This is a genomic window from Marinibium conchae (assembly GCF_015595035.1).
GTDB lineage: Bacteria > Pseudomonadota > Gammaproteobacteria > Enterobacterales > Alteromonadaceae > Glaciecola.
In genome coordinates, this window is the sequence record NZ_JADNRN010000005.1 from 15,496 (window position 1) to 38,793 (window position 23,298).

The window sequence follows — 23,298 nt, forward strand, 5'->3', positions numbered from 1 at the left end:
TTGTGTACTTGCTAAGGTTAGCGACTTTTTAGCATAACTTGAAAGAATTAAATCAGATTTTTTATTACTTTTTAGACTGAAAGAACTAATTAAAAATCAAATTCCAAACCAATAAAGGCACCGGTGAAGTCTAAATTGGCATATAAATCATCCAAGTCTTCAACTTCCACGTTCATCACACGGTAACCAGCTTGTATTGTCATATCCAATGCGAGCGATTCAACAAAGCTATAGGTAAGCGCTGCTTGCAGATCTGAAACGCTATGATCGCCAATAGCTAAAAAACTACCTTCGGCATAAACACCAAGGCCAGTAAAAGGTAAGCCAACCTCAGCTTTAGCATAAGCCATAGGAATAACTGCCGAAAAGTCTTCTGTCGTAGCGTTACCGCCGTCTGATTCAGCAACCATGATAGTACCATCGATATATTTACCGTTAATGCCTACATCAATGCTGACTAAGTCATTGTCGAGTATTTCGTAATACAAAATAAAGTCGGTTGCAGTTACTTCAAATTCAGTTTCGACGTTTGTATTTGCAGAATACAGCTCACCATTAAACTCAAATTGTGCGTTCAAATTGGTTACACCAGAGGTATCTAAAGTGGTTCTCGCCACTTTGGCGTTAGGCACAAATGGCACTGGGTGTTCAAGCGCGACATACAGAGAACTATTAGTTGAGTCGTCGTACGCGAATTCGGTTAATGAGGCATCGCTCGAAAAACCACCTTCAACGCCCATATTCCATCCTTGCGCTCCAACATAAGCGCCTAATAGCGTGTCGGCTTGCGCCGGAGCTGTGGCAACTGCAGCTAAAATTGCACAGCCTAAAAGTGACTTCTTCATAATTTATCCTTGGTTTAGTAATTCAGATAGCTCAATTAGAGCAGCATTTGCTCTGGAAATATAGTTCGCCATCACTAACGAGTGATTAGCAAGCATACCAAAGCCATCTCCATTGAGTATAACGGGCGTAAAAATAGTTTCTTGAGTTGCTTCAAGTTCTCGTATTATTTGGCGCAGACTCACGCTTGCATTTTTCTTTTCAAGAACATCTTTAAAATCAACTTCGATGGCCTTCAAAAAATGCAGTAAAGCCCAGCTAGCGCCGCGAGCTTCATAAAAATTGTCGTCGAGTTTGAACCAACTAGTCTTGTTTGTAACAACCGAGTTCTGAGGTGTTGACTGAGTAGCGCTGCTATCGCCGGCCAATTCTGTATTAATAACCTCAGAGCCGACACTTGCACTTAATTTTTGCGACATCGAGCCCAAACGCTTCTCTACTTGCTTCAACCAATCTCTAAGATTATCGGCGCGAGCATAAAATTGCGTATTTGTTGCACCAAGCTGACCCAGCTCGGCTTGATAAAGATACAGTTGTTCAACCGCCTTTTCATATCGCGACTCTGAACTGGGTAAAATCCAGCGATTACTGTCATTGTTATAATAAGGCTGGGCTTCAACGAGTTTAGGATTTTCAAGCGATTGAGACTGCGAGCGACTGAAGTCTTTTCGCATAGATAAAACGAGATCACGGCTCATCTCCAACACACCAAATTCCCAAGCTGGAATATTATCCATAAATATACCCGGAGGAGTGACATCGTTCGTGATGTATCCGCCGTTTTTATAGAGCATGGTTTCGGTTACTTTGATTAAAGTCGCGGTGGTAGTGTAGCCGGTAACTATTTGATGGCCATTCTCCTCAGCCATACTTTGTGCGTTATCTTTTACATTAAAAGTACTAGGTGCAAAACTCCACCAAAAGCCCAGTAAGGCGAAAAGAAGAATGATGAGTCCGATCCCAGCTGAAATTGACTTAGTAGTAAGAAACTGTGTCATACCTATCCTTTGATACATTTTTAAAAAGTAAAAGCCGTTTCTCGCATATTTACGCATGAAACGACTTTTTTGTGGAATATTCTATCTCATGCTCCTCTCTATTATAGAGAAGCTAGGCATTTTTAGACAACTATTTATATTTTAGCAAAAGTACGGCGAGTACGTAAGCCAATGCTGTTACGAAAGGAAGAGTTATCATCGCTGCTACAGCACCTGCACGAACCCACAAGGGATCAACATCAAAGTATTTTGCTACACCCGCACACACACCAGAAATAATAGCCTTGCTTGGGTCTCTAAATAAACGCTTTTCATTCAATACTGTTTTCATCATTTTTCTCTCTTTACACTATTTTATGTGGTGGTGTTTGCAGCTACTTTTCAAGCTCATGTCTCAGCTATTGGGCAATATTTTGAAGTAATCCAAACACATTATTAAGCTTGCGCTACCCACATACAAAATAATTGGGGTAGCAAATAAACTAATCAAACTTACATGTTCTAACATAGTAACTCCTTGATTCAATAAGCGGTCGCGAGGCGACTAATCACCTATTAGTCGTCGCTCTGCTCTGTAAGGTTTACATCAACCTTAGGCGTTACCGTAGCAATATCAGTAATAGTGACCGTTGTTGCCGGCAATGTTGGATCTTGAACTTTTGCAAAATCAAAGTTTGAAGTTGCTACTAAGATTGATGCTTCAACTTCTTCATTTATTTCTGCAGCAACCTGAGTCATTGCAACATTTAGCATTTGGTTAATCATTTGCTCAACATGCGACTCTTGTGCTTGAGTTGAACCGGCAAAAGCCATAGCAGAAACGAAAAGTGTTGATAAAACTGTTTTTTTAATAGTCATGATATTTCCTTAAGTGTTTAACAATTTGGTTTCGTTAACTGCTACAAAACCGATTAATAGATGCCTTAGCGGCGGTACACTTAAGCTATAGCGATAGTTGTGCCAAGTTTTAAGAAAATAAATATAGCTATAACAATCAACAACTTAAACACTTAAGCCATAAAATAATATGAAATTGGTAGGGAGTATTAATTTTAAAGTGGTGAAAAAAACCACCATACTTGGTGGTTTTCACTATTTTTTAGTTTTGCGCTTTAAGTTTGGGGTTTTGCTCCAAAAACTCATCCGCTTTTTGTTGAGCAGCCAAGACCTGATCATAGGCTTCAAGTAACAAATTTGGAGAAACATCACGCTTCGTGCCATTTTGGCTCAAGTAACGTCGCCAAATCCTACCACCCGTTTGCGCCTGAAATAAACCAAGTACATGACGCGCTACATGCCAAACTCGCGCTCCTTGCTCCACCTGCGCTTTAATATACTCATTCATCTGCAACACAACTTGCTCACGACTTATTTGTGGGTGTTGAGTGCCGTAAATGAGACTATCTACTTTTGAAAGGATATAAGGGTTAGAATATACTTCGCGCCCCATCATCACGCCATCAACATGCTCCAAGTGCTCTTGAGTCTGTTCTAGGCTCGTAATGCCGCCGTTAATTGAGATATTTAATTGGGAAAATTCCTTTTTTAAATCATAAACGCGCTGGTAATTAAGAGGAGGAACATCTCTGTTTTCCTTCGGACTTAAGCCTTTAAGCCAAGCCTTTCTTGCGTGTACCGTAAAGTTATCACACCCAGCTTGCTCCACCGTTTTCACAAAGGTCGATAAACCTTCGTAATCATCCATATCATCTATACCGATGCGACACTTCACGCTAACCGGAATATTTACAGCGCTTTGCATTGCCTCAACGCATTCGGCGACAGTCTCAGGCATCGCCATGAGGCAAGCACCGAAGCTCCCGTTCTTCACCCTGTCCGACGGGCAACCCACGTTGATATTAACCTCATCATAGCCTCTTTCTTCGGCAATGGCCGCGCAATGAGCCATGGCCTTAGCATCGCTACCACCAAGTTGCAGCACCACAGGGTGCTCTTCATCGTTGTACGACAAGTAATCGCCTTTGCCATAGATGATAGCGCCGGTTGTTACCATTTCTGTATACAAAACTGTATTTTTTGAAAGCAAACGCAAAAAGTATCGACAATGTTTATCGGTCCAATCGAGCATGGGGGCTACCGAAAATTGGTGGTCTATCGTTTTATCAGTCATGAGGCTACATCTACTGATTTATATAGTTTTAACGTCTTTTTTTGCAAAACAATTACCTTCAAAATATCGGTGATTTCCGCTGTTTTTGATCAATTTTCATCCTCCTGACCTACAAATGAACTGGCAAATGAATTGGCAAATGGAGTAACAAATGGGCTGATAAAATCAGAGGGCTTTCTTTGGTCGCCTATCTTAGCAAAAAACGCTTCCGAGGCGAACCACCAGTTTATTAAGTTGAGCGCAGACAGCAATGGAAGAAGTGGATCAAATGGCGGAAATGAGCGAGGAGAATTATTGTGGGTTTCTGCTTATTGCTATTTATATAGGTGACGTGAACTGGCAATCAGTAGGCAGAGATTAAAAAGTATAAACCACCTCAATCGCAGCCAAAGTCCAATGCTCGGAGTCTTGAGTCACAAAGCGTGGGATCGTTACTTGAGGAAGCCATACAGAACCAGCAACAGTTTGCACCTTAGCGTAGGCTCGCCAACCTTTACTCATGTTCCAATTCAAACCCACCACTCTTGATGTGGTATTTCGCGCTTCTTCGAGAAGACTCGTATCGAGCGCTTTAAAAAACTTATTATCTCGGTGCGCGTCGCTAAAGCTGACTTGATACCTAGACCATTGACCTGAAAGCGTTAAATCATCTTGAATTGCAAATTCAATTGCCGTGAAATAACCGCTGCTGTCTTGTGGAACGCTCAGTCCAAGAGAAGCATTGAGCAAGTTTAACGAATAGGTATTAGTGTTAGTAAAACTGCCTCCAACAAGTTGAAAATCAGGAATTAGAGGTAGACCTGAATAACTGTCAGAACGTGCGTGTTGCCTAAATGCAGTAGATGCAGAGAAGATGTGTTGCGCACTACCTGATTGCGCCACGACATGAGTCGATGAAAAATCAGCTGCCCATAGGGTCGCGCTGCAGAATAACACTGCAGTTGATATCGCGATTTTTTGGGCAATAGCTTTCATATACACTCATTAAATTTTCTTAATGAAGAAAGCTTACAGTATGAAAGTATCGATTTGTAAGAGATTAGGTATAGCCAATATCAAGGTGATATCAGCTTTGATACCCAGCATAAAATAGTGCTTAATCGCTAAAGTGCTCGGCATGAAAAGCTAAGTGCTTGTCAATAAAGCTACTTATGAAAAAATAACTGTGATCATAACCACTGCGCATATTTAATGTGAACTCACTGTTCGACAATTGCGCACTCTTGACTAAAGCTTCGGGCTTAAGCTGCTCTTCTAAAAAGTCATCGGCGCTGCCTTGATCAACCAATATCGGAGCATGATTCGCATATTGAGACAATAAATAGCTTGCATCATACTGCCTCCATTCAGCTTTATCTTGCCCTAAATAATTGGCAAGCGCTTTTTCTCCCCAAGGGCAGTTTACGGGGTTCGCAATAGGCGCAAAAGCCGAAATAGAGCTGAATAAGTCGGGATGCTTCAATCCAATAGTTAAGGCACCATGCCCACCCATCGAATGCCCAGATATTGCTTTTTTATTTGACACTGGGAATTGCGCTTCGATTAAATCAACAAGTTCTTTTACAATATAATCGTACATATTGTAGTGCTCACTCCATGGTGATTCTGTGGCATTAACGTAAAAACCAGCGCCTAGACCAAAATCGTAAGCGGCTTCAGGATCATCTGGCACACCATCACCTCTTGGGCTGGTATCTGGGCAAACTATTGCGATACCTAAATCTGCTGCGGCTTTTAAGGCCCCGGCTTTTTGCATGAAGTTCTGATCATTGCAGGTTAAGCCCGATAGCCAATACAGCACTGGCACCTCTGCACTGGCTTGAGAGTTATAAACAACGGGCGGTAGATAAATAGCAAACGTCATTTCGCAGTTATTCACCACAGATTGATGCTTATATTGCGTGTGAAAGCCACCAAAAGCTTGATTCTCTGATACCTTAGTAAGTGCCGTCATAATTCTTAGTCGTCCTTTTTTGCGTGAAAGTTACCGTGCAACCTTGTCGCTTGCTCGAAAGTGCACGACGCTGCGGATACTTTTACCTTCATGCATCAGATGAAAAGCTTCGTTTATATCTTTTATATCCATATTGTGAGTGATGAAGTCGTCGAGCAATATCTCGCCGTTAAGGTACTTTTCAACATAGTCTGGAAGTTCTGTACGCCCTTTCACACCTCCGAATGCTGTACCTCGCCATACTCTGCCTGTGACTAATTGAAATGGTCTGGTGGAAATCTCCTGGCCAGCACCTGCAACACCTATGATCACAGACTCACCCCAGCCTTTATGACAACACTCAAGCGCGCTTCTCATAACATCGACATTACCGATGCACTCAAACGAGAAATCAACTCCGCCATCAGTAATTGCCACTATATGTTCTTGAATCGGCTTATCAATGGTTTTTGGGTTAATACAGTCTGTGGCGCCTAGCTTTTTAGCAAGTTCAAATTTACTCTCGTTTATATCAATTACCAGTATACGGCTAGCTTTGGCCATAACTGCACCTATTACAGCCGATAAACCAATGCCACCCAACCCAAAAATCGCAACCGTATCACCTTCCTGCACTTTTGCAGTATTCATTACCGCACCGATACCAGTGGTTACACCGCAACCAAACAGACACACTTCGTCCAGAGCCGCTTTTTTATTGACTTTAGCTAGAGAGATTTCTGGTAATACAGTGTATTCAGAAAATGTTGAGCAACCCATATAATGATAAATAGTTTCACCATCCTTTGAAAATCGACTCGTGCCATCAGGCATTAGCCCTTTACCTTGGGTTTCTCTAATCTTTTGACACAGGTTGGTTTTGCCAGAAAGGCAGAATTTACATTCACCGCATTCTGGCGTGTAAAGTGGAATTACGTGGTCACCTACTTTAACACTGGTAACGCCCTCGCCTACTTGTTCAACTATGCCACCACCCTCATGACCAAGTATGGCAGGAAAAATACCTTCAGGATCCTCGCCAGAAAGTGTGAACGCATCTGTGTGGCAAACACCGCTGGCAACGACTCGAATTAACACCTCACCTTGTTGTGGAAGCTGAACATCCACCTCTTCGATTGTAAGGGGTTTATTAGGCCCCCATGCTACAGCAGCTTTTGACTTTATTGTTTTTATTGGCTGTGTGGTGTTGCTCATTTGTTGTCTCCAAAAATAGATTATAGGTAGAATATTAGGCCACCACGGAATAAGATCAAATAACGCTCATTTATACAGCAATTTCTAGACTTTCATTTTGATTAAAGCTAGTGTTAGTGAATAAATAAAATAAGAATAACAAGCGCCAGTTGATGCTTCAAAACGCTGCACAAATAACGACTAATGCAACGCAAATAGACATACTAAAGGGCTTACTTTTAGGTGGATTCGCATGCGTAGCCAATCTGTTCTTAAATATTCCTATTTTTGGCACTGAGCACCTCTCGTGGGGCATGGGCTTCGTGCTGTTTGCGCTTATTACCTTTGGTCAGTTACCCGCCTTTATTGCCTTAGCTCTGTGTTTGTTGTCGCTAGCCATTGGTGAATCAGAGTGGTATTACATTATTGCAACAGTAGCAGAGTTCGTGGTTATTTCCTTACTGCTACGAAAAAGTTTTTTCATTGTCATGGCTGCACTCTGTTTTTGGTTATTTATTGGCAGTCCCTTTTTATTAGCAAGTGCCTACCTTTTTTCTGAGAATGGCTACGGACAAAACTTCGAGTTAGTATTTGCCGCATCTGCTGGTTTAAATGGACTCTTCAATGCTTCATTTGCCGCCCTTCTTTACTTGCTTACACCCAGTTCATGGTTAAACGACAAAAATATACGCTTAAACAAAAAGCTCTCATCTAACATTTTTGCTCTTAGTGCTCTGACCTTAATCTTACCACTAGTAACGGTTTCATTAGTGCTAGCCAGTACTGCAAGTACCAGAAACCAAGAGCAACTAGAGAAAATCTTTAAAGCGCAGAGCCAAAGTATTAGCCTGGCAACTGAAGACTTCATTAACCAGCACTTTACCGTCGTGAAGCAGCTCGCAACAACGCTTTCCATAGTTCAAGACCAGAACGCTACGAAGCAAGTCTTAGTACAAGCACAGAAAAATTACCCTGATTTCTTCAATATAACGCTCATCGAAAAAGATGGCTACACTGCATTTTTCGCGCCCGAACGCTATAACGAAGAATTGAAAAAGCTACCTGAGCGTCTGCGTTATGTGAACGATAGAATGTATTTCATACATGCAAAAACTAAACTTGAGCCCTTTGTTTCTGAGGCGTTAATGAGCCGAGGCGTTATTGCCGCTCCCATGATCGCAATGTCGAGCCCAATCATCATTGATGGTCAGTTTTCGGGCGCCATTTTGGGAGCAATGAATCTGTCTTACGTAAAAACCTTACACGCTAACCTTCAAAGTGAGTTACAAACCGATAGTATTGTCATTACTGATGCCAGCAAACGAGTTATTTACGCATCGGCCCCTTTACAACTAGATAATTTAAAGCAGTTTAGCCCTCGCTACACCCAAAGTAGTTTCATCGCTGATTTTCCGATGCTTGTTCTCAACAACACAAGTTACCCTTACCATACCCAGACGAATAGTTATGGATGGACCGTTTACGTGATCAAACCGTCGTCGGAATTAGTCGAGCTTTTTAGCCAACACATTTTAGTGCTCTGGTTCACAGTAATGACAGTTATACTGCTTTTCCTTTTCATTGCGTATAAGCTATCAAAAAGAATCACGTCTCCGCTTGTGGCTTTACTTGATAACAACTCTGAGGCCTACATATCGAATTTTGAGGTTGCCCAGAATGCGACCTCCAGCAAAGAAATTAATGATGTTGCAGCCAAGCTTAAGAAGTCTCATCGCCTACTCAGGGATTTTGAAGACCAACTGCAACAACAAGTGCATGAAAAAACAACCCAGCTCAAGCAAATGAATCTGCAATTAGCTGCGCAAGCACGAGAAGATGGGCTAACTCACCTACTGAATAGAAATGGCTTCGATGAAATAGCCAATAACGCCATAAAAACCAGCTATCGCTTGCAACAACCTGTGAGCTTGGCCTTGATAGACATCGACGACTTTAAACTCATCAATGATAGTTATGGTCACCCTGTCGGTGACAAGTGTCTGCGTGCATTTTCTGAGTTAATGCAAACCAACTGCAAACGTGAAACGGATATCATTGGTCGATATGGAGGTGAAGAGTTTGTCATTCTTATGGCTGGAGTCGATGTGCATGCGCATCATCAATTGATGCATAATATTCGAGTCCAAACTCAGGACATGCTAGTTGAAGTGGAAGAACTTCAGAAACCTATCTCTTTTACGATCAGCATTGGTTTATGCAGCTTATTAGGCCGCAGTCAATTAGGTTTGCATGAGGTTATTAACATTGCTGATGAGGAGCTTTACAAAAGCAAACGCAATGGCAAAAACCAATTGTCAATCGTCACCATCGATCCTGAGTAAGCACTAGCTCCCTTACTCTGCACAAAAAAACATCACTCAATACAAATTCCGCTTAACAAGCCTGTTTTAGTAATAATAAAACAAGCAAATAGGCTATCTTGGTATATAATTGTGGTTTTAAGTAATGGCTTTTGATTTGGACCAATGAGCACTATATTTCATCTATTCAATGGCACCCTGTCAGTTTTAGGGTACTTTGTAAATACCGTTTTCTGGGTAATCCCTATCCTCATACTCTCTTTCTTAAAAGTAATACCGATCAAGATATGGCAGAAAGCGGTATCTTTTCCCCTTGATGGATGTGCAAGCGCTTGGATTTCAATTAACAATATGAATCAAAGAGTGTTTTCGCGAACTCAGTTCGTAGTTAAGGGGCTTGAAGACTTAAGCACCAAAGACTGGTACTTGGTAACATCAAATCACCAGTCTTGGGTAGATATTTTAGTCTTACAACGCATTTTTAATCACAAGATACCATTTTTAAAATTCTTTCTTAAGAAGGAGCTTATTTGGGTACCTTTTCTTGGGATTGCTTGGTGGGCACTCGACTTCCCCTTTATGCGCCGATACTCGAAGGCTTTCCTAGCGAAAAATCCACACCTGAAAGGCAAAGATCTAGAGACAACAAAGGCCGCATGTGAAAAATTTGAACATAAACCCGTAAGTGTCATGAATTTTATTGAAGGTACGCGCTTTAACACACATAAATGGGAAAAGTCGGGAAAACAATACAGCAAGCTTCTTCCGCCCCGAGCAGGAGGTATTGCCTTTGTCCTAAGTGCAATGGGGAAGCGGCTAAACAAACTGGTCGATGTAACCATATATTACCCGAAGGGTATCCCATCTTACTGGGATTTCGTAAGTGGTAAAGTTGTCGAAATTCACGTGTCGATCAAGACAGTGTTGATTGAAGAGCTGTTTGAAAAGGGCGTATTTTCGAGTAACTACTTTGACGACCCTGAACAAAAGAAACGTTTCCAGTCGTGGTTAAATACTATGTGGGAAAACAAAAACAAGGAATTAGAACTCATGGAAAGGCAAAACAATGAAGTCACTTAAACCCTACATCATCTTCCCTATACATTTTGTCTTACAGATGACCAACTTAGGACTGTGGGGATTACTTATTTTTGGTTTTGGCATTGTTCGTTTCATCCTTCCTATTCCTTTTGTCAGTAAAGCACTGCTCCGACTAATGCATTGGTTTTATTTCACCTTTAGCGTGATTAGTGTCGGACTGATTAAGTTATTCAATAATATCAAGATAGAAATTAAAATGGATGAGGCTCTGAGCAAAGACAAGTGGTATTTAATTATCGCAAATCATATCAGTTATTTAGATATCATATTGCTAATTAGATTTTGTGCCATGCATACCTCTCCACCAAAATTCTTCTTAAAAAAAGAACTGATTTGGTTGCCCTTTGTTGGTATTGCCGCATGGGCGCTTGATATGCCTTTCATGCGAAGATATACGCAAGAATTTGTTGCCAAAAACCCTCACCTTAAAGGTAAAGACATAGAAACAACGAAGAAATCCTGCGAAAAGTTTATTGATAGCCCAACGTCAGTTATCAATTTTGTAGAGGGCACACGTTTTACGCCTATAAAAGCCCAGCAAAGAAACAGCCCTTTTTCGCACTTATTGCGTCCAAAAGCTGGCGGTATCGCATTTACTCTGGCCGCAATGGGTGAGCAGTTTAGCTCATTGCTAGATATTACTTTAGCCTACCCAAGCAATTCAGGTCACCCAATGACCGACATGCTGTGTGGTGATATGACCCACATCGTTATTGATGTAAAAGTACTGCCGGTGTCGGAAGAGATTATTGGTAATTATTTTGAAAATGAAAAGTTCAGAAATGGTTTCCAAATTTGGTTGAATGAGCTTTGGACAAATAAAAATCAACGAATGAAAGCGTGGATGGGTGATTAAATGCAAAATTTAAACCTAGACAACACACAAAGCATTGTCGCGGATACTACCCCATCATTGGTATCGACTATCGTAGAGCTATCTCAAAAACTAGGTTTCGTGCTTGAACAAAACAGTTTTACCTTTGATTTAGTTGCTCTCACTCTGATTGCCTTAAGTGCCTTTGTTGGTTTGGCAATTGCACGCTTTATTTTACATTTCAAAGTAATGCGCTTTGTTGCCAGATCAAATAATACTTGGGACGACAGCTTACTTGAAAACGGGGTTTTTCGTCGTTTTTCTCACATCGTTCCGGGCCTCATCGTCTATTCGTCGATTGCTTTATACTTCGACAGTGAACAAAGCATATACAAAGCACTGGACACGCTTAGTGCTATATACCTGTTAATTACAATATGGTTAACGCTAAGTGCTGTACTAAACGCCATTGAAGATATCTATAGCCGAAGTCAATTAGCTAAAAAGGCCCCTATTACTGGTTTCGTACAAGTAAGCAAGCTCCTGCTCACTCTGGTGCTTATTTTCCTATTACTTTCGGTACTCATTGGTAAAAGCCCCATTTATTTGCTGTCTGGATTAACTGCTATTGCAGCCGTCTTGTTATTGATTTTCAGAGATACCATTTTAGGCTTTGTGGCTGGCATTCAGATAGCTGCAAATCGCATGTTCAACACCGGTGACTGGATTGTAATGCAGAAATATGGCGTCGACGGCGAAATTCTAGAAATTGGCTTAAACGTTGTGAAAGTGCAAAATTGGGATAAAACAATTTCAACCCTTCCCACTTACGCGTTAACCAGCGATGCCGTAAAAAATTGGCGTGGAATGTCTGAATCTGGTGGACGGCGCATAAAGCGCTCTATATTCATTGACGTGCATTCAGTTTGCTTTGCGGATGAAGCCTTACTAGGAGAGTGGCAAAAAATGCAACTGTTAACTGACTACCTCGCGAGTAAGAAGTGCGAATTAGAGAACGACCGAAATTCACGCCAATTGTCTAACGAAGACATCCTCAATTGCCGGCGTTTAACCAACCTAGGCACCTTTAGAGCTTACTTAAGTGAGTATTTGAAACATCACAAATTAATCAATCATGACTTAACGTGTATGGTAAGGCAGTTAAAGCCAAGCGAATTAGGGGTAGCACTAGAAATTTACTGCTTTAGCGCAGAAAAAGAATGGACAAAGTACGAAGCTATACAGGCTGATATATTTGACCACGTGCTCGCGATATTACCTGTATTCAAACTAAGAGCCTACCAAAGAGTGTCTGGTCTAGAGCAAAAAACGCGCTAAGGCGCGTTTTTTTTAAAGCTATTTGTTACTGCTATCTTTTATGCGGCTGCATAGCCGAGCAATGCGGTTATCGTCAAACCAGAAACACCCATAAATCCATATTCAATTTTTTCACGCATTCCTTCAGCGCCCGATTTTCCACTTAAAACAGCCATAACAATGCAAGATAATCCCAAAACCAGTGCCAGTATAGTCGCACCAAATAATAAACCACTAAGAATACCGTTCATACCTGTTCCCATTGAAAGTAAAAATCGGCGGTATTATGCACTAAAGCGCGTCAGAGTCACAGGGGAGTATGCTGTTTTTTTATTGAAGTTGATCTTGGTCAATATTGCTAACACTTAAGCAATTTGCTTAAAAAAATTAAAAAATACCGTACTAAAAGCCAAGGCAAAAATACAAGTTACTGTTTTAATTGAATATTAAATAATGGAACAAGCATTGCTATTAACACTTTAGTCATTGCAAAAAACACCACTTACAAAGGATTTCATCATGAAAAAAACACTCGTAACAACTATTGCCTTCACAAGCCTCTTCGCATTTAACGCACAAGCCTACGACTTCAACAATGAGCAGTGCAACGTAGATTTAAACGGAGACATCAAGTTTTCAGAAAAAATTCTCAGTCTAAAGACCAAGAGTGAACGAATAGTTAAAATAACTCCTGATTATTCGCTATATTTAGATGGCAAAGCCGTTAGCTTATCCGCGCAAGAGCAAAAATGGGTAGCGCAATACTATAACGAAATTCAAGATAGCATTCCTCAGGTAATGACTGTAGCTGCTGAAGGCGTAAAAATAGCCAACTTTGCCGTATCCGAAGTACTACGCGGCTTTTTAGGCGAAGATAGCCTAGCCGCTACAAACATGGAAGATAAATTAGATAGCCTTTACACAGGGTTAAAAAGCCATGTATACAAAAACCCTGATTACCTTACTTTTGACACCCAAGTTATTGAAGATGACTTAGGCTTAGGTGCTAATTTTGATGAAGAAATAGACCAGTTCGTTTCAGAAATTATTGAACAAGCCATGGGGGAGTTTTTCATTCAGATGGGTAAAAATATGTTGAGTGGAGAAGGCGACACATCGATGACTTCGTTTGAAGCACGTATGGAAAAAATGGGTGAAGCAATAGAAACTAAGGTGGAAGGTCAAGGCGAAATGCTGAAACGTGAAACAGAAAAACTATGTGAAATGATTAGTACTATCGATGCGACAGAGAGTAATATACAAAAAATACGAGGCTTATCGGATTTGGATTTAATCACATTCAATGACAAGGCATAAACAGGTAATAATGGGCTTGGGCTGGTTAGGCAGCCCTCTTGCGACGCAATTATTAGATTGCGGAAACTCGGTATCGGGTAGCACGCGCAATACAGAGAAAGCCCAACTATTAAAAAAAGAAGGTATTTCCACCTTCTTTTTTGATCTGTACACAAGTTCAACAAATGAGCTTAACGATAGCTATTTTTCCAATGCAAGCCTAATACTCAACATTCCACCTGGCAGGAAACACTTCGATCCTCAGCAATTCGTCAACAAAATGAAAGAGCTAATCAACTACGCGATTAAATGTGGTGTTAGGCATATCATTTTTATCAGCACGACTGCTGTTTTTGGAAAGGTATTAGGTGAGGTCAACAATTTAACTGAATTATCGCCCAAAACGGAGTCTGGAAACGCGCATGCAGACATCGAACGCTACTTGAGGTCTCATGCTAAAAGCAAAGACCTCCGGTTAGATGTGCTCCGCTTGGCAGGTTTAGTGGATAATGAGCGTCATCCTGTGCATAGCCTTGCAAAGAAAAATGATATTAGCTTGGGGAAAAACCCAGTCAACCTAGTTCACAAAAACGATGTCATAAAATGTATCAAGGCGCTGCTATCTCGTAAGCACATAACAGGTTTCTCAGCGATGAACTTGTGCAGCCTTTCTCACCCAAGCCGGCAGGAATATTACACTTGGTGCGCTAAAGAGTTGGGTATTACTCAACCGAGCTTTACCTTAGATGACAGGCAAGTGGCAGATGGTAAATGGATAAACGCCAAGGATACCTTAGCCTCCTTGGCGCTTGATTTAGACTTCCCTTCGCCCTTTGATATGCTTTATCCGAAGAAAGAGTAAGCGAAGTACTTCAGGGCCACAGTATTAATAAAAATAGCCAAGAGTAAAACAGGAATAAAAGTGCTTACCGAGAAGTTCACATAACGTTCAAACAAGCTCTTTTTAAACTCTGGCGCCCCTTTATCGAGTTCTTCATTAAAATTATGTTTCTTCCAGCGATGCATCACGAAAATGCAAATTAGGAAGCCGTTTAGTGGCAAAATGGTGTCATAAAAAACATCATATACAACATCAAAGAATGACTTATCAGCGCCAGCATAAACCACGAACTTCGTGAAAAATTCAGTGTGTCCGAACGATAGAGCGCAAACCACCGAGAAAACCACTAACAAGGCTCCACATAGCAACAGAGAGGGCTTTCGTCCCATTCCTTTTTCACTCATAAGAGAAGCAACGGGCACTTCAAAGATTGAGACCAAGGATGTAATAGCGGCAAAAAACACGAGTAAGAAAAACAGACTAGCAACAATGCTTGCTCCAACGTAGCTAATGCTTGATTGTAGCTCTAAGAAAATTTGTGGAAGGTAAGAAAATATCATGCCAATCGACTGATCGGTTAACTCTTCGGTATTTACCTCCGGATTGAACGAGAAAATTGCCGGTAGAATCATCAAACCTGCAGTGAAAGCAACAGCGGTATCAGTAAGTGCGACTAATTTAGCCGAACTCGGCACGTTGGCTCTGCTATCAATATAACTGCCGTAAGTGATCATAATTCCCATTCCCAGCGACAAAGAAAAGAAGGCTTGAGATAAAGCGCCATTAACAACGCCAGCATCTATTTTTGAGAAGTCTGGAACGAGATAAAACTCAACACCCGCCATAGCATTGTCGCGAGTCAGCACAAAGATAACCAAACCAATGAGCATGATTAACAAAGCTGGCATGAGTACTTTAGCTGCCTTCTCGATACCTTGTTTGACTCCACCTTGCAAAATCAAATAGACAATCGCAAGTACGCCCACCATATAAACGAAAATGGTATTTCCACTAATGAAGTCGCCAAAGGTATTGGCCAGGACAAGTTGGTCAAGGTTTCCGGTAACAGACTGATAGAGGTAACCGAAGATCCAAACGGTGATAACAAGGTAGAAAACGGCAATCATAAAGGGCGTTATTACGGATAACCACCCTGCGATACGCCATGGGCGTGAATTGCCCGAAAGTGAAGTATAGGCACCCAATGGGTCCTTTTGACTATTACGCCCTACCGCCATCTCGGCCATCATAACCGGTAAACAAATGAACACAACGAAAATTGCGTACATCAGCAAGAAAGCACCACCGCCGTTCTTTGCTGCCCCAACTGGAAAACCAACAAGGTTTCCAATTCCTACCGCCGATCCCGCCGCAGCAAGCACAAATCCTAACTTTGAGCCAAATTGCTCCCTTGAACCACTCATAACAATCCTTCTTTTTATTATTTTTCTCAGTGTTGTTGCACCGATGTTAACAGCCTAATAATAAAAAGTCTTGAGCCAAAGCGCAATTAGCCAACGCAGATTAGCTTACCAAGGAATAGTATGCCCCTGCCAATCTAGGTAGAATGGGCTTTCTTCTGCATCTAATTCGGCGGTGATTGAAAGCAACTGGCTTACGGTGAACTCTGGAGTAAAGAGCTTTTCAGGTTTAACGTTAGCTTGAAAGGGTTTTGATAGGCCAGTATCTACCGTACCTGGGTGGTAACACATCAAAGACGTGTTGGCTGCGCGTCGTTTGTACTCAATACTTGCCGTTTTCAACAACATATTTAATGCAGCCTTCGACGCACGATAGCCGTACCAGCCACCCAAGGAGTTATCGGTAATACTGCCAACGCGTGCACTTAAAAAAACAATTGCAGCTTTTTCTTTGGCAACCACTTTTACTAAGTGCTGTAACCAAATTGCAGGCAAAATACTATTTATCCGAAAATACTCAGCTAGCTGGGCACTATTCATATCTTCCAAGCGCTTTTCAGGTTTTAGCGGCGTCTCGCCCTCGCCTTTTTGATGCAATATACCTGTTGTACAAATAACTAGGTCTAGCTTTTTACCCGCAGAACGAAGTTCATCAACATAGCTCTTCACCTCCCCTTCGTCTGCAGTGTCCATTGATTTATGCTGCACTTTACTGTTATTGGCATGGTTACCAACAAGTGCTGAACGAGCAACACTAAACACTGTTTCGTAGTGCTCATCTTGCACTAATTGCCTCAAGACCTCATTGCCAATGCCGCCGTTTGCGCCTATCACTAATGCATTTTTAGTCATATCTTTCTCTATGTTAGTTGTTTGCTACCGAGGTTTTCCTACCAAATAATCATGACGTTCCGGTATGGGCTAAACTGGGTTATTTCAGATTGCAACGCCCCGGGTCACAGCGACGTTTACCCGTTAAATAATAAGAAATGCTGTGGCGATGTTTTGCGAAGAACAAATAACCTTTATCTGCAAACCAGCGAATCACTGGCCATCTTAAAGGTGCATATAACCACCCTACCCCAACAAGGCTCCAGGCTTTGTGCGTGACATCCAAACCGGTGATCATGCTGCCATCTTCAAGTTGCCCGTGTATCATAGCTTCCAAATCGTTGACATCGAGGTGAGGAAAGCGCTGTTGAAAATCTGGTAGCGAAATGTCTTCAAAAGCAATCAGCCCCTTAAGGTCGCGTTTTTTTAGATGTGATATCTCTTTTTCACATAAAGGACATAGCCCATCGTAAAATAGTGTGAAAGCCATAAATGCTAAGTTATTCCTTCATCATCTTGCTGAATCAGTCAATTAGTACGATGATTAATCCATAATAGATGACAAACGCTTAAAGGCCTTTGTCGCGTACTTTTGTCACGAAGCTTTTGTAGTTGAAGCGAAAATGCTTGTAGTAAGTGATTAAGTGTTGTGCCCGAGGAAGAGTTGTGTAGAAAGCTGTGGAAATCCGTTATCCTGAAAAACGCATATACTTAACTAATAAAGCCAGTTTACGCATATCAATAATGCATTATATAAATCAATAGGAATAGAAATGAAACATGATGTAATTACCCTAGGTGGTGGTTGTTTTTGGTGTTTAGAAACTGCATTTAATACCGTTGAAGGGGTTGTTTCGGCATACTCGGGTTATTCAAATGGACACGCAATCAATCCCAGTTATGAGGAAGTTTGCAGCGGTACTACTGGTCACAATGAAGTGGTTCAAGTTACCTTTGATACCGACAGCATTAGTCTGCGACAAGTATTAGAAATATTCTTCGCCTTGCACGATCCGACGCAACTAAATCGACAAGGAAACGATGTGGGTACCCAATATCGCAGTGGCATTTATTATCACAATAGTGAGCAAAAAAGAGCGGCCGAAGAAATTTTAAAAGAAATCGAAGATACGAAAATTTGGCCAAACCCCGTAGTGACCGAAGTTCTTCCTGTCGATAATTACTCTCAGGCCGAGGACTATCATCAAGACTATTTTTCAAACAATCCACAAAATCAATATTGTAATATGGTGGTTGCGCCTAAATTAGCAAAATTCAAAAAAACCTTTGCCAGTAAACTTAAGACCGCAGACTAATAGCTCAGCTGTTTACAGTCCTAAGCTTGCCACCGGCATTTGGAAAATAAGCGGTGCCATCTTTTCAAAGGTGGCAGCGTCGGCTTCACACTGTACATTCTTCATGTAATTAATTTTCCATGGGTCGTTCACCATCCATATACTGCCATTTGCTACTGCTAAGCCCTCTATAGAGGCATTATTCATTAGATACCGAGCTTCACACCGAGAGTCAGGATTATCAGCAAAACGAGAGGGTGCAGTAAACGCTAGCTTGATACGTTTCGTTGCTTTTTCTTTCGCTAAGTCGATTACCCAAAGCTCATTATCGTTTCGCGCCGCAGCTAACAAGTAACCGCGACTTTCATCATCGGGGTAATACACATCCATGCCATTAATTGGGTGATTTCCACTCTCAAATTTAGGTAAAAGTAACTCAGTGTCTTTTGCAACCGCAAAGCCATCTTGCAACCAAAAGTCTTCATTCATGTTTATTGAAAAGACTCTCGGCTGACCGGCAGCGTCCTTTTCCAAGCCTAATAATAATTTACCATCGCGGGTGAGCGCTAAGCCTTCAATACCATCGTTTGGAAAATCGCCCACTTCTACGAAACTGTTGTTACCGAGGTTTTTTTTCGTGGGAAATTGAACAGCCCGAACATGAGTTAACTCCAAAGAGGCCCCGTTAACTTCCATTCTTACTAGCAAGGTCGGATAAAGAGTAGAGCCAGTGGCGGCAAATTTGGTTTGACAAGCTGGGCTGAGTGGCGCTACCCGACTCGCATCTTCAGTGACAAAAACCCATGTACTTTGAGCATTGGCACTTGCTAAATTGTCGTGAACGGGTACTAAAGCTTCATAATCTGGCGCGTTTTGTAAATAGTCATAAAAACAGCTATTTTGAACGCGCTCATGCACACTACTTGGTCCAAATTTCTGAGTGATTTTAGCAGAATCCATATCAATCTCATGCAAACGTTTAATCTGACTCCTGTCGGCACTAGCATCTGATAAACTATAAAGTTTGCCGTTGTGATATTTTAAACCTGAGGTTTGAGGATTGAGCATCACATCACCGTAAGGCTCTAGCAACCACTGTCCATCAAGCCGCATAGGCTCCACAGACTCAGTGTTTTCGATACTTTGCGCAATCTGACTATGAATAGTTGAACTATCACTTTCACAAGCCTGTATAAAGAAAATAGTTAAAATAACAAGCGAAATACTGAGGGCTGGCAGCTTGGCGGAATGGGTCTTTGAGCTCGATTTAGTTCTGTTCATATTGTGTCTGATGTAATCCGAATTTAGCGCCTTGTTTTGGCAAATTTCACGTTTTTTTGAGCATCGCTAGCGAAGCTTTTAAAAAGAAACTAAAATGTTGATATCGCTAGCATATATATCAAAGTATATATCGCTTATGGGCATATGCACAGCGCCGCTAAGCATAAGAATTATGTCCAGCTGTATAAAACAGGGAACACCTAATCTTGAAAGCATCACTGCCAACAATTATTGCTGGTCCAATTCTTCGTCATACGTGTGCCAACGAGCTTGTCTTGTGGCTTGCCAGCAAGTCAAATATGAATATAGAAGCTCGTTTATTCGACGAGCAGCAAGACAGCGTTTTACTCGATAAAGCTGAGCACTCCCAACGTACATTTTGTGTAGGAAAACACTGCTATATCCATTTAATATCAATCAGCGGCGACGCTATACTCAATCCAGATAAGCTATATTTCTACGACTTAGTCGACATGAGTGCTGATGAATCTGAATCACAAGAAAAAAGCCTGTTGTCAGAGCTTAGCGAAATTCTTTACAAGAATTGTGCGCTACCAAATTTTCGCCTGAAAAAGCAAATTCGTAATCTTGCACAAGGCTCGTGCAGAAAGCCACACTTTGATGGTAAAGATGCTCTTGTACGACTCGATACACTTGTAGAGCAGGAACTCGCTGCGCTACAGTGCGATAAAAACAATGATAACGACCTGCAACATCGCCCCGATATGATGCTGATGACTGGTGACCAAGTTTACGTTGATGATGTGGCGGGGCCTATGCTGCATGCTATCCACCAAGTAATTGAACTATTAGGCTTGCACACTGAAAACTTTGAAGGTGCTACCGTAGATAATCTCGAGGATTTAATCGAACACCCCGACGGTTATTATCAACGCGAGCAACTCCTGCCCGCAATTGATGGCAATGACAAGTTAGAAAAAGCTTTTTTTTCAGCGAAAAGAAAGCCCGTATTCACCTCAGTGAATGCGAAAAACCACCTCATCGCTTTAAGCGAAATGCTTGCAATGTACTTGCTATGTTGGTCACCTGTGCTTTGGCGACATGTATCACTCGAGAAAAAGAACTTAGCGCAGAAACATGCAGATATTTATCACAAAGAAAGCAAATTAATACAGCAGTTTGTTGACACCTTAGGTCAAGTTCGTCGGGCTCTAGCGCATGTGCCGCAATACATGATATTTGATGATCATGACGTAACGGATGATTGGAACCTCACCCGAGGCTGGGAAGAACAAGTGTATGGTCACAAATTTTCCAAGCGCATTATCGGAAATGCGATGGCCGCATATTTTCTATGCCAAGGTTGCGGAAACCCTAAAGAGAAAATGAGTGAGATGTTTCGTCGTTTCGATGAGGTTTTTTCATCAAGCATAGTTGATGCTAACACCAAGCAATTATGTGCGGTAAAGCACGAGGACCTCATAGAGTTCATTTTCGATTTTGACCAATGGCATTATCAACTGGATACTAGCCCGCCCATTCATGTGTTAGATACCCGCACGCAGCGATGGCGTTCTGAATCGTCGCTAAATAAACCCTCTGGCCTAATGGATTGGGAGGCGCTGTGCGAATTACAACAGAGTATCATTGGCAAAGAATCGGTAATAATGGTGTCGGCGGCGCCTGTTTATGGCGTTAAGTTTATTGAAATGGTGCAAAAAATATTTACTATTTTTGGCGGTGCGCTTACCGTCGATGCAGAAAACTGGATGGCACACAGAGGCACTGCAAGTGTGATGCTAAATATCTTTCGTCACATTAAAACACCGCCAAACTTCATTATTTTGTCGGGCGATGTGCATTATTCCTTCGTGTACGATGTTAAACTCCGCTTTAGGCGCAACAGTCCTAAGATCACTCAATTTACCAGTAGTGGCATTCATAACGAATTCCCGGCACCACTATTACGCTGGTTCGACAATTTAAATCGCTGGTTCTATGGGCATAATTCACCACTAAATTGGTTAACTAAGCGACGAAACATGTCTGTTCGCCAGCGTCAGCCAGAGGGTAAAAAGGGCAAATTAGTGAATCAATGCAACATTGGCCTACTAAGCTTGAACGAAGATGCAAGTGAAGTAGACTGCCGGCTATTGTGCAGCGATGGTCGCGACATCCACTTTAAGAAAACCAAGGCAAGCAAATAATAATGAGTACAAAGCAAGTAGCTATTTTTTATGGTTCAACCACCTGCTATACCGAAATGGCTAGTGAAAAAATTCAACTGCAACTCGAAAAGCTATTCAGCCAAGCCGATCAGAGTGTAGATGTTGCCATGTTTGATATTAAAGAACATTCACTTGAAAAGTCGACTCACTACGATCTTGTCATTTACGGTATTTCAACATGGGATTTTGGTGAACTACAAGAAGACTGGGAATCGACATGGGAAGACATCAAAACCCTCAGGCTCGCAGACAAAACAGTGGCATTGTTCGGCCTTGGCGACCAACTCGGTTACGCTGATTGGTTTCAAGATGCATTAGGCATGCTGCACGACGAGCTTATTATTCTTGATTGTAACATTATCGGCTATTGGCCAAATGAAGGTTATGAGTTCACCGCCTCAAAAGCACTTAGTGAAGATGAAGCCTTTTTTGTAGGTTTGTCGCTAGATGACGAAAATCAATTCGAGCTTAGCGACCAACGCATAGAGCAATGGTGTAAGCAGTTGGTTGAGGAATGGGAAAGCGACAGTCAGTAATATGACTAGCCAACAACACGCGTTAACGCCCAAAAAAGGCAGACTACACAAGACCTTCTATCGTAACGGCGATGATCACAGAGCAGGCGCTGATGTTAACTTCCAAGATATCATTCGATTATTCCACTTTCGCTCAATCGAAATTGGAAAATGGGTAACAGAAGAAGAAAAGCGTATTGCCGCCAATCTTTTTTTTGATGCCTTGTGCGATCTCATGGATATCCTTCAAGTTCCAGAGAATGTCATTTCGTTGAACGGTTCACTTTCCTTAGGCTTTGGTGTTGGTGGCCAGAAGTTCGCAAGCGCACATTACAACAGTGCTAAGAAACAATTGTCTTTGGCAAAAAATGCTGGAGCCGGGGCACTGGCTCATGAATGGTTTCATGCTTTTGACCATTACATAGCGAAAAAAATGTATTCGCTTCGCGGCAGTAACCTCTTCGCTACAGAAATATGGATCAATGAACAACAGCAAGCTGTGCAGCATCCACTAAATCAGCAACTAGCAAAAGCCTTCGAGCTTATATTTCTACAGAATAGCAACAGTGAACCGAGCGAATTAGTTCGCTCTAGCGTGTTTGTTGATCAAAAAATGAAGTCTTTCTATTATGCACGGCCACAAGAAGTGGGAGCCCGAGCCTTTGAAGCGTGCGTACAAAACCACCCCATCAAAAATGCTTTTTTAGTCCAAGGCACTATGCAAAGCGCAGAAGCAAAACTGGGAATTTACCCCAATGGCGAAATACGTGAAGAGATATCTCAAGCGATATTTACTTATTTTCATTGGCTAGGGGCGGCGTTGGAAAATAGGTAATGAGATAAGTAATAAAAGCCTGTCTTGTTTTAATACAGTTTCAAGCACAAAGTATCTACCAACATAACTCACCGCGTCTTTATAGCTGAATTAGTTCGAGCATTCTTGCCTTACCTGCCATTTGTACGTATGCCGATATTGT

23 protein-coding genes are annotated in these 23,298 nt (G+C 41.6%); 10 read left to right on the forward strand and 13 right to left on the reverse strand.

The window, feature by feature from the left end; translation table 11 throughout:
* Positions 1-89 precede the first annotated feature (89 nt).
* The 8 genes from ISG33_RS16360 to ISG33_RS16395 form a co-directional block, all read right to left on the reverse strand.
* The gene (locus ISG33_RS16360) at positions 90-845 is read right to left on the reverse strand and encodes a TIGR04219 family outer membrane beta-barrel protein (protein WP_195734727.1); all 756 of its coding nucleotides are present in this window, start codon (positions 843-845) and stop codon (positions 90-92) included.
* 3 nt (positions 846-848) lie between these two features.
* Complete coding sequence (locus ISG33_RS16365; RefSeq protein ID WP_195734728.1) at positions 849-1,841, reverse strand: DUF2333 family protein; 993 nt, start codon at positions 1,839-1,841, stop codon at positions 849-851.
* Positions 1,842-1,971: 130 nt separating this feature from the next.
* The gene (locus ISG33_RS16370; protein ID WP_229333661.1) at positions 1,972-2,175 is read right to left on the reverse strand and encodes a PspC domain-containing protein; all 204 of its coding nucleotides are present in this window, start codon (positions 2,173-2,175) and stop codon (positions 1,972-1,974) included.
* Positions 2,176-2,396: 221 nt separating this feature from the next.
* On the reverse strand, positions 2,397-2,699 hold the full coding sequence (locus ISG33_RS16375; protein ID WP_195734729.1) for a hypothetical protein: 303 nt from the start codon (positions 2,697-2,699) through the stop codon (positions 2,397-2,399).
* Positions 2,700-2,940: 241 nt separating this feature from the next.
* Positions 2,941-3,972, reverse strand: coding sequence for a tRNA dihydrouridine(20/20a) synthase DusA (gene dusA, locus ISG33_RS16380; protein WP_195734730.1), 1,032 nt, complete (start codon positions 3,970-3,972; stop codon positions 2,941-2,943).
* Positions 3,973-4,329: 357 nt separating this feature from the next.
* Positions 4,330-4,947 (reverse strand): hypothetical protein, encoded by a 618-nt coding sequence (locus ISG33_RS16385; protein WP_195734731.1) that lies wholly within the window; start codon positions 4,945-4,947, stop codon positions 4,330-4,332.
* Between the two features lie 121 nt (positions 4,948-5,068).
* The gene (fghA, locus tag ISG33_RS16390; RefSeq protein ID WP_195734732.1) at positions 5,069-5,926 is read right to left on the reverse strand and encodes an S-formylglutathione hydrolase; all 858 of its coding nucleotides are present in this window, start codon (positions 5,924-5,926) and stop codon (positions 5,069-5,071) included.
* 30 nt (positions 5,927-5,956) lie between these two features.
* The gene (locus tag ISG33_RS16395) at positions 5,957-7,120 is read right to left on the reverse strand and encodes an S-(hydroxymethyl)glutathione dehydrogenase/class III alcohol dehydrogenase (protein ID WP_229333662.1); all 1,164 of its coding nucleotides are present in this window, start codon (positions 7,118-7,120) and stop codon (positions 5,957-5,959) included.
* 152 nt (positions 7,121-7,272) lie between these two features.
* Between ISG33_RS16395 and ISG33_RS16400 the strand changes: the two genes are divergently transcribed.
* From ISG33_RS16400 to ISG33_RS16415, 4 genes are all read left to right on the forward strand, one after another.
* Positions 7,273-9,441 carry a sensor domain-containing diguanylate cyclase gene (locus tag ISG33_RS16400; RefSeq protein ID WP_195734836.1) on the forward strand — a complete coding sequence of 723 codons (2,169 nt, stop codon included), beginning with the start codon at positions 7,273-7,275 and terminating at the stop codon, positions 9,439-9,441.
* A 144-nt stretch (positions 9,442-9,585) separates the two neighbouring features.
* Entirely contained in the window at positions 9,586-10,500 is a 915-nt protein-coding gene (gene yihG, locus ISG33_RS16405; RefSeq protein WP_195734733.1) for a 1-acylglycerol-3-phosphate O-acyltransferase, YihG family, read from the forward strand.
* A complete protein-coding gene (gene yihG / locus ISG33_RS16410; RefSeq protein WP_195734734.1) occupies positions 10,487-11,377 on the forward strand; it encodes a 1-acylglycerol-3-phosphate O-acyltransferase, YihG family in 891 nt (296 codons plus the stop codon). Before yihG (ISG33_RS16405) ends, yihG (ISG33_RS16410) begins: the two co-directional genes overlap by 14 nt.
* The gene (locus tag ISG33_RS16415) at positions 11,378-12,673 is read left to right on the forward strand and encodes a mechanosensitive ion channel family protein (protein WP_195734735.1); all 1,296 of its coding nucleotides are present in this window, start codon (positions 11,378-11,380) and stop codon (positions 12,671-12,673) included.
* A gap of 38 nt (positions 12,674-12,711) precedes the next feature.
* Here the strand turns inward: ISG33_RS16415 and ISG33_RS16420 are convergent, their stop codons facing one another.
* Positions 12,712-12,903 (reverse strand): hypothetical protein, encoded by a 192-nt coding sequence (locus ISG33_RS16420; RefSeq protein WP_195734736.1) that lies wholly within the window; start codon positions 12,901-12,903, stop codon positions 12,712-12,714.
* Positions 12,904-13,171: 268 nt separating this feature from the next.
* On the opposite strand from ISG33_RS16420, the gene ISG33_RS16425 reads away from it, so the two are divergent.
* Positions 13,172-13,969, forward strand: coding sequence for a YggN family protein (locus tag ISG33_RS16425; protein WP_195734737.1), 798 nt, complete (start codon positions 13,172-13,174; stop codon positions 13,967-13,969).
* The gene (locus tag ISG33_RS16430) at positions 13,956-14,810 is read left to right on the forward strand and encodes an NAD-dependent epimerase/dehydratase family protein (RefSeq protein ID WP_195734738.1); all 855 of its coding nucleotides are present in this window, start codon (positions 13,956-13,958) and stop codon (positions 14,808-14,810) included. Before ISG33_RS16425 ends, ISG33_RS16430 begins: the two co-directional genes overlap by 14 nt.
* Here the strand turns inward: ISG33_RS16430 and ISG33_RS16435 are convergent.
* From ISG33_RS16435 to ISG33_RS16445, 3 genes are all read right to left on the reverse strand, one after another.
* Positions 14,792-16,213 (reverse strand): sodium-dependent transporter, encoded by a 1,422-nt coding sequence (locus ISG33_RS16435; protein ID WP_195734739.1) that lies wholly within the window; start codon positions 16,211-16,213, stop codon positions 14,792-14,794. The genes ISG33_RS16430 and ISG33_RS16435 overlap by 19 nt on opposite strands.
* Before the next feature lie 105 nt (positions 16,214-16,318).
* Positions 16,319-17,062 (reverse strand): SDR family NAD(P)-dependent oxidoreductase, encoded by a 744-nt coding sequence (locus ISG33_RS16440; protein ID WP_195734740.1) that lies wholly within the window; start codon positions 17,060-17,062, stop codon positions 16,319-16,321.
* A gap of 79 nt (positions 17,063-17,141) precedes the next feature.
* Positions 17,142-17,531, reverse strand: a complete 390-nt coding sequence (locus ISG33_RS16445; RefSeq protein ID WP_195734741.1) for a thiol-disulfide oxidoreductase DCC family protein — start codon at positions 17,529-17,531, stop codon at positions 17,142-17,144.
* Between the two features lie 283 nt (positions 17,532-17,814).
* On the opposite strand from ISG33_RS16445, the gene msrA reads away from it, so the two are divergent.
* On the forward strand, positions 17,815-18,357 hold the full coding sequence (gene msrA, locus ISG33_RS16450; protein WP_195734742.1) for a peptide-methionine (S)-S-oxide reductase MsrA: 543 nt from the start codon (positions 17,815-17,817) through the stop codon (positions 18,355-18,357).
* Positions 18,358-18,369: 12 nt separating this feature from the next.
* On the opposite strand, the gene ISG33_RS16455 is transcribed toward msrA, so the two are convergent.
* Positions 18,370-19,617, reverse strand: coding sequence for a hypothetical protein (locus ISG33_RS16455; protein WP_195734743.1), 1,248 nt, complete (start codon positions 19,615-19,617; stop codon positions 18,370-18,372).
* A 206-nt stretch (positions 19,618-19,823) separates the two neighbouring features.
* Between ISG33_RS16455 and ISG33_RS16460 the strand changes: the two genes are divergently transcribed.
* The 3 genes from ISG33_RS16460 to ISG33_RS16470 are packed head-to-tail and all read left to right on the forward strand — an operon-like array spanning position 19,824 to position 23,156.
* Positions 19,824-21,785: a metallophosphoesterase family protein gene (locus tag ISG33_RS16460; RefSeq protein WP_195734744.1), complete on the forward strand. Its 1,962-nt coding sequence runs from the start codon at positions 19,824-19,826 to the stop codon at positions 21,783-21,785.
* Between the two features lie 2 nt (positions 21,786-21,787).
* Entirely contained in the window at positions 21,788-22,342 is a 555-nt protein-coding gene (gene fldB / locus ISG33_RS16465) for a flavodoxin FldB (protein ID WP_195734745.1), read from the forward strand.
* A 1-nt stretch (position 22,343) separates the two neighbouring features.
* Positions 22,344-23,156, forward strand: a complete 813-nt coding sequence (locus ISG33_RS16470) for a CLCA_X family protein (protein WP_195734746.1) — start codon at positions 22,344-22,346, stop codon at positions 23,154-23,156.
* Positions 23,157-23,298 lie beyond the last annotated feature (142 nt).